The organism is Syntrophorhabdaceae bacterium, assembly GCA_028713955.1.
Taxonomy (GTDB): domain Bacteria; phylum Desulfobacterota; class Syntrophorhabdia; order Syntrophorhabdales; family Syntrophorhabdaceae; genus UBA5609.
This window is the reverse complement of record JAQTNJ010000067.1, coordinates 1-13,919: the sequence shown is the minus strand read 5'-3', so window position 1 is coordinate 13,919 and position 13,919 is coordinate 1. Positions and strand designations below refer to the sequence as shown.

Genomic DNA, 13,919 nt, shown 5'->3' with positions numbered 1-13,919 from the left:
GACCCAACCTTGTCTTCCTCGACATCCAGATGCCCGGCGGTTCCGGGTTCGATCTTCTGGAACGGCTTGAAGACCCGCCGCCCGTAATCTTCGTAACGGCCTATGACACGTTCGCCATCAGGGCCTTTGAGGTGAACGCCCTCGATTACCTGGTAAAACCTGTTGACCCTGAGCGCTTAGAGGGGTCGCTCAGGCGGGTGACGTCAAAGACCCATGCACCGGGAGAAATTGGGGAGGCGCTTTCCTATTCAGACCGGGTGTTTCTGAAAACAGGAAAAAAGATCCAATTTATTCCGTTAAAGGAAATTGCAGCCATCGTTGCAGAGAAGAACTACAGTCATATCATGACGATCAGGGGAAAGAGGCACATCGTACATTTCCCTTTTAATTATTGGGAGAGACGCCTCCCGCAAGACGTCTTTGTCGTCCTCGACCGTTCTCTCATGATCAACCGCTATCACGTCCAGTCGTGGACAATACGGTCAAGAACAGCCGAGCTCTATCTTGTGGGTGTACAGACACCTTTTCATCTTGGACGTGCTGCCTATCAAAGATTCAAGACATTGAAGGTTGAAGGTAACTTCTTATGCAAACCGCCAATACGATCATAGCCGATGCAGAACAATACTAAATATAGAAAAGGAGGGAGTTATGAAACAGTGTGAAGCAGAGAGGATTCAGTACAGGGAAGAGATAATGGACGGATCGGACGGTATGTACCATGCCTTTCTCCAAGGATATTGGTATCCGTCCGGAATAGTGGGAGCGACGGGGAAGAAGATTAAGGGTGATATGAACGATAACACAATCACCGGGACCCAAGGAGACGATACGATCAGCGGTCTTGAAGGAGATGACACCATCTATGGCAGTGATGGTAACGACAAAATCTACGGAGGGGATCAGGATGATCTTTTATACGGGGGAACCGGTGATGACATGCTGTACGGCGAATACGGAGACGACACCCTTTACGGCGGCAGCGGTAACGACACTCTTTGGGGCGGTGCCGATAACGACAGAATAGACGGTGGGAAGAATAATGATCGTCTTTACGGTGGCGCCGGCAGGGACACCCTTTACGGCGGGATGGGTGAAGATTGGCTTGAAGGCGGAAGCGGCGACGACATCCTCTACGGCTATACGCCCTGTTTGATTGCCGGTATGGGCAATGAACAACTTTACGGAAATGACGGTGTTGTCCTCCACGCCCGCGAGGTCATCTCTGGCGGCGACGGCAACGACAAGATCTACGGCTATTACGATGACGATTATCTTATCGGTGGAACGGGCAACGATACCATCTATGGCTACAACGGGGACGATACCCTCGAAGGTGATGAAGGCGCGGACACGATGTCCGGCGGCTCGGGCAACGATACGTACTACGTGGACAACGGGGGCGATGTCGTCAGGGAAGAAGCCGGCGAAGGTAAAGATACTGTCCTTTCCTCAGTTACATACACCCTCGGCGAAAACATCGAGGACCTGGCCCTCACCGGTACGACCGCCGTCAAAGGCATTGGCAATGCCCTCAACAACTTCCTTTTCGGAAACGACGCCAATAATATCCTCAAGGGCTATGCCGGCAACGATATCCTTTACGGCAACGTAGGCAACGATATCCTCTATGGCGGCGACGGTGACGACAGCCTCAACGGCGGCTACGATAACGACCGGCTCTCCGGCAGCGCAGGCAACGACACCCTCGACGGCGGCACGGGGAGAGACAGGATGTACGGAGGATCGGGCAACGACATTTATTATGTGGATGATGCCGGCGATACAGTTATCGAGCGCCCTTCGCGCCTTTTTGAAGAACAAGGCATCGACACCATTATCTCCTCGGTGGATTATACCCTTCCGGATTATGTAGAGAACATTACACTGTTGGAGCTCGATCCCTTCTTCGGCCCTTATAATATTTCTTACGACTTTGACGGCACCGGCAACTCTCTCGACAACATCATCATCGGCAACCATGGCAATAACTCCCTCTACGGCCTTGACGGCAACGACACCATTTACGGCAACGCGGGCAACGATACCCTCTGCGGCGGTGAAGGAAGCGATGTTTACGGTTTCTCTCTCGGTCACGGGTTTGACACGATAAGAGATATTGGTTCGGACAAGGCGTCAGACGTAATCTCCTTCGATGCTTCGGTCTCCGGAGCAACCATCGCCTTCTTTAAGAACGGCAGCAATCTCTCTATCGCATACGGAGATACAGACCATATACTGGTTTCTCCCCAGGGTCATTACCCCAGAGCGATAGACGCAGGCATAGAGAAGGTACAGCTTTCCAATGGTTTCTTCCTCACCGACTCCGATATCAATAAAATCATCCAGGATATTACCTCTTATGCAAATGACCACGGCATCAGCCTGACATCAGTCGATGATGTGAAGGGAAACCAGGATCTGATGAACATTATAGTGAACACATGGCACCAATAAGGCAGCAGAGAGCGGAGAGCTGAGGGCAGAGAGTCAAAAAACGCCTGACGACTTACGGGTTTATTGCCAGAGCGACGAGTATCCGGCATGAAGGCAGTGAATAGTCGATAGTGAATAGTGAAAAACAAAAGAAACGATAGAGGATGTGAAAGGTGAAAAGATGCAGGGATCCTGCACCGTAAGGTGCCGGGAGTTTGCCATGATTCATTATTCTCTTAATCATGGCAAAAGCATAAGGTTTCCTCTGTGTCCTCAGCGTCTCGAAGGAGCGTAGCGACTGGGCGTGAGATAAAAATTCTTTAAAGCCTTGTCTCTCGCAGAGCCGCAGAGCACGCAGAGAAAGACAGAATATACTGTCGGCAGAAGTAAGAGGAACCATCATTCTGCCGACACTCTCAGCACCTGGCGGTGCAAGAGTAAATACTACCCGCAAGGGTATGCGGATTTGCCGGTATGGATCCTTCTCCCATACCGGCAAAAGAAAGCTCTCCTCTGCGGTCTCTGCGTCTCGAAGGAGCGCAGTGACTGGGCGAGAGGAAAAAGGTCTTTAAGGGGTTAAGGGTTAAACCGGCAATGGACAACAAGTATTGCAATACATCTGTCGTTGTCATGCTGTTTTTATTGACGCTGTTTTTTGAAGGACAGGTCCTTTGTGCGGCAGCGATCGATTTCGACACCCTGGCAGAAAAGGCACTCCGCCACTCGCAGGAGGTGCGGATGGCAGGCCTCGACATCAGGATTAGCCAATCGGCAAAAAAGGAGGCGCTCTCAGTCTATTATCCCACACTGAGCGCCCGCTGGAACTCGGGGTATGTGAAGGACCTGACGGACGGCACAGCCCAGGTCACATCCGTCGGGGACGTGATCCTCGTAGAGAACACGATGTTCCAGAATGCCCTCTCTCTTGGTATTGCCTACGATCTCTATGATTTTGGCGCAAAAGACGAAAGAGTTTTTATCGCATACAGGGATGTGGACCTGAGAAGGACTATCTATGTCCAGTCTGTTCGGGACATGAAGCTAAAGGTGCTGGGTATTTATTCAGACCTGCTCCTTGCCTGGAAGGAATTGGCCGCGAAAAAGGAATTGCTTGGCCTCTACCGGGAGCTTTCTGCCGCGAAGGAGAGACTGTTTACTGCCGGCAGGATCGCCAGGGTCGAGGTGACGAATGACGCGTTAAACGTAGTTAAGACGCTCGATGAGATTGACGGGGTCACGCTCAGGGTAAATGACCTCCTCCACGAGTTATCTGTTTATACAGGAGAGGACTATACCATTGAAGGCCTTGAGGTAAAAGGATTTTCCGAAGAGAAAGAGGCGTCCGGCAATTTCCGTGTGGATATGTCGCCGGAATGGAGGATATACGAACTTGCAATAGAGAAGAAGAGGGCGGAGATCGAGGCCCTTGAAAGAGAGAGATATCCAAGATTCGCGTTCAATTCAAACTATACCTGGTATGGACAGGATTTAGATCGTTTCAATGCCTCTGTTGAGAATATACGGTCGCGGAACTTCTTTGTAGGTCTTTCTATTACCATGCCCCTTTTTGACGGTTTTAAAAGCAGCGCCCGTATCGAGAGGGCGGGGCTGGAGATGGAGCGGCTTAAGATCGAGAAGGAGAAGAAGGTCTCTGAACTCCGGAGCAGGCAGGCAAGGTTAAGCGACGCATCGCGTCTCTACGGTATGGAGATGAAAAACCGGCGGGAGATGCTGGCAAAGACCGGGGAGAAGCTCTCAATGGTCGAGAGACTTACGGAGCAGAAGATCGCCGGGCACAAAGACCTCCTGATCGAAAAGATAGAACTGGTGAACAGGAGGCTCGAACTCGCAAAGGTCTATATTACAAAGGCATCCGCCGTCAAGGAGCTTAAACTGCTCACAGAGGAGGTACGCTGATGCAGACGGCGCTCATAGCCCTTGAGGCTGTTGCCAGGATCAACAGGATAAACGTGGACCTGCGGACTGTGCAAAGAGAATACGGTTTAACGGACAATGAGCTTACAAAAGAGGAACTGCTTCTTGTTGCGAAGGGCGTCGGTTTTAAGGCGCGGATAAAGAAGATGCCGCCGGACGAGCTGCTCGAAAGATATCCTGCCCCGGCGATCGCCGTGTTCAGGGACAATAGCTTCGGCCTGATCCTCAAGGTACAACGCGAAGAAAAAAAGGTCATTCTGTTTTTCCCGGCGGAGAAACAGGTGCGGCCCGTGAGTCTCGAGGAGTTCTCTGCCCTGTCCGGCGGAGAGTGCATCGTCCTTAAACACAAGATGATAACGTCACAGGTTGCCTTCGGGTTCCGGTGGTTCTACAACGAGATACTTCATTACAAGAACGTGATGGCAGAGGTGCTCACAGGATCATTTGTCGTCCAGCTTTTCGGCCTCATCACGCCTCTTTTCACACAGGTTATACTTGACAAGGTTATCGTCCACCGGAGCATGACCACTCTCGACGTCCTTGCCGTGGCCTTTATCGCGGTAGCAGTATTTGAGTTTCTCCTGAACACGACAAGGAATTATATCTTTATCCACACGGCAAACAAGATCGACGCGAAACTGGGGTCCAAACTCTTCAGACACCTCTTTGCGCTCCCCTTTGTCTATTTTGAGTCAAGGAAGGTCGGCAACATCGCTGCAAGGGTGAGAGAGCTTGACAATATCCGGGATTTTATCACGAACAAATCCGTGTCGGTCATCATCGACCTCTGCTTTTCCGTTGTCTTCGTGGCGGTCATGTTCCTCTACAGCGTCAAGCTGACCCTTGTATTTATTGCCTTTGTGTGCGTTGTGGGGACTCTCTACGTTACCGTCACGCCGGAACTGAGGAAGAGGCTTGAATATAAGTTCCAGATGGCGGCACAGTCCAATTCCTACCTCGTTGAGTCCGTCACCGGCATCCAGACGGTAAAATCCCTTGCCCTTGAAGGTTCGATGCAGAAAAGATGGGAAGAGAACCTTGAAAAGTACGTCCATTCGAGCTTCAAGCTTTCCAACATGTCGAATATCGCCAGGGCCTTTTCCGGCATGTTCCAGCGCATGATGACCATCACCGTTCTCTACCTCGGGGTAAAGCTTGTGATCGATAATCAGCTCACCATCGGCCAGTTGATCGCATTTCAGATGTTCGCCGGGCAGTTTACAGGACCCTTTCTCAGGCTTGTCAATCTCTGGAACGAGTTCCAGCAGGCGCTCCTCTCCGTTGACCGGATAGGGGACATCCTGAATAACCCGGTAGAGATCAAATCCGGCAAGGATATTACCCTGCCGAAGCTTGCCGGCGCCGTGAGGTTCGAGAATGTTTCTTTCAGATATACCCCGGATTCCCCGGACGCCCTGCAGCAGGTGAGCTTTGCCGTAAGACCGGGGATGAGCGTGGGACTCGTCGGCAGGAGCGGAAGCGGCAAGAGCACGATCACGAAACTGATCGAGAGGCTCTATATCTTAAGCGAAGGCGCAATATACATTGACGACATCGATATCAGGCACATGAACCCTATCTGGCTGAGATACAATATCGGCGTTGTGCTCCAGGATGACTATCTCTTCAGCGGGACAATACGGGAGAACATCATGCTGCCGAGACCCGATGCGCCGATGGAGGGTGTCATTGAGGCATCGAAGATCGCCGGCGCCCACCAGTTTATATCACAGCTCCCCGAAGGATACGATACGCTGGTAGGGGAACGGGGATCGACGCTCTCAGGCGGCCAGAAGCAGAGGATAGCCATTGCCAGGGCGCTGATAACACACCCCCGGATCCTCATCTTCGATGAGGCCACATCTTCCCTTGACTACGAGTCGGAAAAGATTATCCAGCAGAATATCAACAAGATCAAGGCCGGACGTACGATGTTCATAGTGGCGCACAGGCTATCAACGGTGAAGGATTGCGACCTTATTGTTGCCCTTGACCAGGGGAGGATCATAGAGACGGGCACCCATGAAACGCTTATGGAAAAGAAGGGCTACTACCACCACCTTTACACGCAGCAGGAGGCAGTGTGATGAGGCAGTCGATAGTCGATAGTGAATGGTATATAGTAGAAAGACAAAAGAAACAAAAGAGGATGTGAAGGGTGGCTCATCAAGATCGTATATCGAAAAACATGGAACATCCGTGAGGTGTAAGGGCATGAGGAGAAAACGCGAGGTGCAAAGAACATACTCTTTATTGTCATCGCGAGGAGCGAAGCGACGTGGCGATCTCAAAAGGTGGGATTGCCACGCCCTGCGGGCTCGCAATGACACATTCCCCACACATCTGACGTCTTTAATCCATCATGTTTTAACATTGAACGTTGAACATAGAACATTGAACGGGTGGGGTTTATCACCGGTATCCGGCATCGAGCGACGAGTAACGAGTAACGAGCATTAAGACAGGCGATGAATGTTAATTTATACAATACCGAAGGAAATCGGAGGAGGGTGTTGTGAAAAAAGAAAATTTCCCGCAAGGCAGTGAGAGTGTGCATAAGGGACGTTGGTAACTTTTGTAACTAACATGCTGCGGCCAAAGAAAAAGATTTCAGTTCACGGAGGAAGATAATGTCGCATAAGACACGCTTAAATATCCTTCACCATGTTGTACGGGCAACGTCTTATACCGAAACGGCACATCTGCCCGGCGCATCGCACGTCGCGGTACTAAAAATGATGAAAAAGGAGAATGGAGAGCTATGAGTAAGTTACGAGAGTTACCAACGTCCCTGTGTCCCCAGGTTCTTAAAAAGAGTGTTCTTAAGGTTGTTCTTCTCACTTTTTTTACATTATTCTTGTATTACCCGGTCTGGTTCTTACAGAAGAGGCACGTTTTTAATAACCTCAACTCACCGAAGAAGGTCACAAAAAAAATACCAGTGATTGCACTATTAATGATTTTATTTTGTACATGTGCTGCATTTTTTGAAGGAGCATCTAAAGAGATAGCCTTGTTGTCTCCTTATATTTCTTATATTTCTCCATATTTAATTTACATATCTATACTTATTGACGTTTTATTAATTTATCAAAGTTTTGTTGTGAGACGCATCTTATTAGATCATTATCAAAAATCAGAACAGATAACCATTTCTATTGGGGCTACTCTCTTTATAGGTATTTTCTATCTACAGTATAAGATAAACGAGTTATCGGAAAACAAAATAGAAGGATAATCAATTGAGTTCATTCCTTACAATTATCGTTCTTATTATATTTGTAGCATGTGTTGGAATATTGCTCAGAATCATATTGAAGAGAAATATTAAGGAAATTATAGATGACTTTATTAATTTACTGACCCATTTAATTCCTTAATTTACAGGATTGAAGTTATTAACAAAAACCATCAAGGGGGTATAAAATGTCACTATATACAGGGTTTTTTAATTATCTTATCAGAAAGATAATCTCGTCTATTGGAAGCAATGTTACTAAGAAGTTAATGAATATCATTGAAGGAGATCACATGGTCTCTGAAGAAGAAGAGCAAAAAATGCTGCAAGAATATCACCAGAAGTATGATGGAAGAAGTGTTACACCCAATGATCTATTTAATGAACCATATGTGCCTGGCCCATTTAATCTTATAAACCATTCATACGCTTTAGATAGTATCGCCCCATGGACGGACCTCTTCGATGATGCTGCTGCTGTTCTCCCTCCCAGAAGCGGCGTCCCCATTGTCCTTGACCTCGATGGCGACGGGGTTGAGACCACGGGACTGAACGATGGCGCATACTTTGATCATGACAAGAACGGTTTTGCGGAGAAGATAGCATGGGCCGGAAGCGATGACGGCCTTCTTGCCTGGGACAGGAATGGAGACGGTATCATCAATGACGGGGCAGAGCTTTTCAATGTCACCATGCCTGATGGGACCCCGGCGCAGAACGGGTTCCAGGTACTTACTGCCCTCGATGACAACAAGGACGGGAAGATCGATATTAATGATAGTGTATGGACTCAGCTCAAGGTATGGCAGGATATCGACGGTGACGGCTACTCCGCATCAGATGAGTTGTTTACCTTAGACGAACTTGGTATCCGGTCTATCAATACCAATTATAGCAACTCTACTTATGTTGACGAGAATGGGAACGAACACCGGCAAGTGGGGAGCTATACCAGAAAGGACGGAACGGTCCTCACCGCCACCGATGTATGGTTCCAGACAGACAAGACCTATACCATCGCCGATGAATGGCTCAATGTGCCCGACGATATAGCGGTCCTGCCCGGTCTTCAGGGGTTTGGAAACACCTATGACCTTCATCAGGCGATGGCAAGAGAAGCCCTTGGTGGCCAGCCCTCAGATGCCGGCTTGAAGAGCCTCGTTGAGCAGTTTATGAATGAGACTGATGTTACTGCCCGCAATACCCTCATGGAACAGATCATCTTCAGGTGGACGGGCAGTGATGGCATAGACCCTGAAAGCAGGGGTGGTTTTATAGATGCCCGGAGATTAGCAGCCTTGGAGGCGCTCTTTGGCGAGGCATACGCAGGGACTGGCGGGGCGGACCCGATCCAGGGAGCAGTACCCTTTCTCGAACGGTCTTATAAAGGGGTATTCGAGATGTACTATGCCCAATTGATGGCACAGACACACCTCAAAGATATCTACGATATGATCACCTACACGTGGGATGAAACCTCGCAGCACATAAAGGGAGATCTGAGCGTTGTCGCCACAGCCATACAAACCGCTTTAACAAACGATGAAGCAGCAGGTAAAGTGCTGTTGGGAGAATTTTCCCGTACTGTCTATGGATTCCAGGCAAAGGATATGCTCAATTTCATCATGGGATTCCGCAGTGCATTTACCGCACAGGGCGAGGACTTAACCTGGATTATCGACTCGGCGGGGAAAAATGTGATCACAGGGACTGCCGGCAACGATAATCTGTCTTCATCGGAAGTTAATGATGCAATAATGGGCGGCGACGGAAACGATTCCCTGTATGGAACGGTGCTGTATGGAAATGCCGGGACGGATTGTCTCTCCGGTACTGAGGACAGTGACATTCTCAATGGCGGTACCGGTAACGATTATCTCTACGGGGGAGGAGGCAGCGATGTTCTTGAAGGTGGGGAAGGTAATGATTACGTTGATGCGGGCGCAAGCCAGGACACAATAACAGGTGGCTTAGGCAACGACACCCTCTCTGGCGGTGGAGGCAGCGACACCTATCTCTTTAGCAAAGGTGACGGTCAGGACATGATCTGCGAATACGACGCAACGGGCACCGGCATCGACACCATCACGTTCGGTCCCGGCATCACAAAAGATGATATCCTCGTCACACGGAAAGACTATGACCTCATTCTTTCTGTCAACAACTCCACCGACAGCATCACCCTGCAGAACTGGTACTGCGGGAATGAATATAAGGTTGACACCTTTGAGTTTGCCGATAACACCATCTTCACAATGCAGGACATAGAACAGATGGCCGTCATCCGCGGCACCAGCGGCAATGATTACCTGTACGACTTCGATACAAACGACACCATCCACGGCGGCATTGGCAACGATTACATCCAGGCCACCGCAGGCGGCAGCGACACCTACCTCTTTAGCAAAGGTGACGGTCAGGACATGATCTGCGAATACGACGCAACGGGCACCGGCATCGACACCATCACGTTCGGTCCCGGCATCACAAAGGACGACCTTATCGTGACCCGCAGGGACTACGACCTCATCGTATCCCTCAACTCCACCGACAGCATCACCGTGCAGAACTGGTACTGTGGGAATGAATACCGGATTGAAACCTTCAGATTCAGCGACGGGTCAATCATGACAGGGCCTGAAGCTGAAAACAGGGCCGTCATCCGTGGCACCAGCGGTGATGATTACCTGTACGACTTCGATACGAACGATACCATCCACGGCGGCATTGGCAACGATTACATCCAGGCCACCGCAGGCGGCAGCGACACCTATCTCTTTAGCAAAGGTGACGGTCAGGACACGATCTGCGAATACGATGCGACGGGCACCGGCATCGACACCATCACGTTCGGTCCCGGCATCACCAAAGATGACCTTACCGTGACCCGCAGGGACTATGATCTCATCGTATCCCTCAACTCCACCGACAGCATCACCCTGCAGAACTGGTACTGCGGAAATGAATATAAAATTGACAGATTCGAGTTTGCCGATAACACCGCCTTCACAATGCAGGACATAGAACAGATGGCCGTCATCCGCGGCACCAACAGTGATGACTATCTGTACGACTTCGATACGAACGACACCATCCACGGCGGCATTGGCAACGATTACATCCAGGCCACCGCAGGAGGTAGCGACACCTACCTCTTCAATATTGGTGACGGTCAGGACACGATCTGCGAGTATGATTACGCAGGCGTTGATATAAATACCATCACGTTCGGTCCCGGCATCACCAAAGATGACCTTACCGTGACCCGCAGGGACTATGACCTCATCGTATCCCTCAACTCCACCGACAGCATCACCGTGCAGAACTGGTACTGCGGGAATGAATATAAGATCGATACGCTTGAGTTTAATGACGGAACATCCATGACACGGGCAGATATAGAGAGTATGGCAGTTGTAAGAGGTACCGATGCAGACGATTGCCTGAGCGGTTTTGATACCGGTGAAGTCTTTGATGCAGCCGCCGGAAATGATTATATCTATGGATACGGAGGCAACGACACCATTATTGGCGGTATCGGCAATGATTACCTCGACGGCGGTGAGGGCAGCGACACCTACCGGTTTTCTGTAGGCGACGGATCGGATATCGTCGATGACAATGGAATGGAGGGAGCAACGGATACTATCGAATTCCTTGGAAGTATCTCCAAAGAAAGCATCGCCTTCTTCCAGAGCGACAGTGATTCGGTTCTTGTCTGTGCGTATGGAGATCGTGACCGGATCACTGTTTACGATCAGAGCTTGCAGTATGACAGCATCGAGAGGGTACAACTCAATAACGGTTTCTTTCTTACCTCTGATGACATCAACCTCGTGATCCAGCAGATAACCGCCTATGCAAACAGTAACGGTATCAACCTGACAACAGTGGATGATGTGAAGGGAAACCAGGAGCTGATGAACATTATTGTACAATCATGGCACCAATGAATCAGTGAATAGTCGATAGTGAATAGTGAACGGTGAATAGTGAGAACCTAAGAGAATAGACAAGGCAAAGAGTCTTTAAGCTGATAGCTGATAAAGGTAGTGTGATCTATGAAGATATGGAACATTGAGCGGTTGAGCAACTTTTTCAGAAAGGATGATGCCCATGAGTTCAAGCCGGCCATGGCGGAGATCGAGGAGAGGCCGCCGCATCCGCTGGGGAGGATCGTCTTCTGGGTGGTTATCGCGACGATGGTCTTCTTTGGCCTGTGGATGTGCATCGGCAAGGTCGACGTGGTCGTTACCGCCAGGGGCATTGTGATCCCGGACGGAGACGTCAAGACACTACAGCCCCTCGATACCGGCGTCGTAAGCAGCATACTCTGCAGGGAGGGTGATTATGTGAGGAAGGACCAGGTGCTCATGGAGATCGACCCTTCGATCACAGCACCGGAACTGGAGTCAAAAAAGAAGGGCCTCCAGTTTCTGGAGATCGAGAAGCAGCGGCTCGAATCAACCCTGACGGGGAAAGAATTCAGACCCGTATCGCAGGGAAAGTATGACGAGGATTCCATCCGTACGCAGCGCGCGCTTTACCGGTCTTCACTATCAAGTCTCGCGAAGCATCTCGATGCGAAGAAGGCCGAGCTTGACCGGACAGAGGAGGAGATAAGGTCTGCGGAAAAGGAGAGAGAGTATAACAGGTCCCTCCTTGATGTTGCAAACGGTAAGGAAAAGAGGCTCCATGCCGTACTTGATATTATTGCCCGCGAAGATTACGAAAAGGTCCTCAACGATATCCTGACCTACCGGAATAATATCGAACAGGCCGAGGGGAAGCTTAAGGAGCTTGGCCACCGTAAAGAGGGGCTTGTAAGCGAGATAGCATATGTCAGCGAGGATTTTAAGGTAACAAACCTGAAGGAGTTCTCCGATAAACAGAAACAGTCCACGGAGATCAGGGCAGAGATCGAGAAGACGGCCTTCAGGAACGAGAAACAGAGGATCGTATCGCCCGTTGACGGATACGTGGCAAATCTCTTTATCCATACCGTCGGCGGTGTGGTAACCCCTGCCCAGAAGCTCATGATAGTGGTACCCAACGGGGCGCCGCTTACTATCAAGGCAACCGTCCTCAATAAAGACATAGGTTTTATAAAGGATAAGATGCCCGTTATGATAAAGATAGATACATTTGATTTTCAGAAATACGGCACATTAAAGGGATCCGTAAGAAACATATCGCACAACAGCATTGAAGATGAAAAGCTCGGACCGGTTTACGAGGTCTTCGTGACGCCCGTCGAGACCCAATTAACGGTGGAAGGCAAAAAGGTGGTGATGAGTTCCGGCATGAGTGTTACCGCGGAGATTACTGTCAGCAAAAGAAGGATCATCGAGTTTTTTATCTACCCCATTATCAAATATCTCGACGAAGGGATCAAAGTGAGGTGAAGACCGGTTAACCAAGATTATGCATTAGGATCAGCACAGCGTCGAGATGTCCCCACAAACACGCTCATACGCTCCAGCGGCTTGCATTCGCTCGCGTTCGGCTTCGGAACTTTTGCTTCGCAAAAGACCGAGCTTCCTCGCCTCACGACGGTTTGCTACAGGACATCCCGACGCTGTGCTGATGAATTATCCGGGATCAAGGATGAGCCTGGTTAAGCCGGCCTCGTATTGACATACGGGTTTGGTTTTTTTATACTTTAAAATTCTTATCGATTATCAATAAAGAGGATTGACTATGCGCATTCTTTTATCTGTTATCTTTTTGTTGCTCCTGACGTTCCCATGTTTTGCACAGGATCCTCATGGGCCGGTCCAGAGCTACAAATGCCCCGACGAGGTCCAGTGCAAACAGAGGATGTACAACAACTACGGGAGCGGTTCATCTGAACAGACTATCGGGACCATTCATAATGTCAAGTGCTGCTATAAATTCCCCACGGGTTGCCGTCCCTGGCACTGTGACGGGGATAAAACCAACCAGGAATACTGGTGGCCAAATGCGACGAGACCTTCCCGGAGTGCAAGAAAGACCACGCCGGGTACACAGACCCCTTCTGCACCGCGCACTTTAAAACTTATTTCTGATACACTAGAAGAGGATTAAGCATGGATAGAAAAAGCGGGCAGGGTGCGGTAGAGTGGATTGAGAGAAGTATCAGGGAGTTTGCAGGATCATCTCAAAACTCTCTCCGGAACGATAATAACGAGGTCGCCTGGGGCGAGCCTCTCGTGGGTTTTTCACGGGGTGACGATCCGCTTTACGCGCAGATCGCATCGATGATAGGCGACTTCTACTGGCAGCCGGCAGAGATATTCAACATCACATTTCCTCAAACAGATGTCAG

General features: G+C 49.8%; 8 protein-coding genes. All 8 read left to right on the top strand.

What is annotated here, in order from left to right; translation table 11 throughout:
• On the top strand, positions 1-611 hold a 611-nt coding region (locus tag PHU49_07565; protein ID MDD5243861.1), incomplete at its 5' end, for a LytTR family DNA-binding domain-containing protein.
• Positions 612-651: 40 nt separating this feature from the next.
• Entirely contained in the window at positions 652-2,457 is a 1,806-nt protein-coding gene (locus tag PHU49_07560) for a calcium-binding protein (protein MDD5243860.1), read from the top strand.
• Between the two features lie 573 nt (positions 2,458-3,030).
• Complete coding sequence (locus tag PHU49_07555; GenBank protein ID MDD5243859.1) at positions 3,031-4,353, top strand: TolC family protein; 1,323 nt, start codon at positions 3,031-3,033, stop codon at positions 4,351-4,353.
• Positions 4,353-6,458 (top strand): type I secretion system permease/ATPase, encoded by a 2,106-nt coding sequence (locus PHU49_07550; GenBank protein MDD5243858.1) that lies wholly within the window; start codon positions 4,353-4,355, stop codon positions 6,456-6,458. Before PHU49_07555 ends, PHU49_07550 begins: the two co-directional genes overlap by 1 nt.
• A gap of 1,339 nt (positions 6,459-7,797) precedes the next feature.
• Positions 7,798-11,562: a calcium-binding protein gene (locus PHU49_07545; protein ID MDD5243857.1), complete on the top strand. Its 3,765-nt coding sequence runs from the start codon at positions 7,798-7,800 to the stop codon at positions 11,560-11,562.
• Positions 11,563-11,670: 108 nt separating this feature from the next.
• Positions 11,671-13,014 carry an HlyD family type I secretion periplasmic adaptor subunit gene (locus PHU49_07540; GenBank protein ID MDD5243856.1) on the top strand — a complete coding sequence of 448 codons (1,344 nt, stop codon included), beginning with the start codon at positions 11,671-11,673 and terminating at the stop codon, positions 13,012-13,014.
• A gap of 295 nt (positions 13,015-13,309) precedes the next feature.
• On the top strand, positions 13,310-13,678 hold the full coding sequence (locus tag PHU49_07535; GenBank protein MDD5243855.1) for a hypothetical protein: 369 nt from the start codon (positions 13,310-13,312) through the stop codon (positions 13,676-13,678).
• 2 nt (positions 13,679-13,680) lie between these two features.
• The coding region (locus tag PHU49_07530) for a hypothetical protein (protein ID MDD5243854.1) at positions 13,681-13,919 on the top strand (239 nt) is incomplete at its 3' end.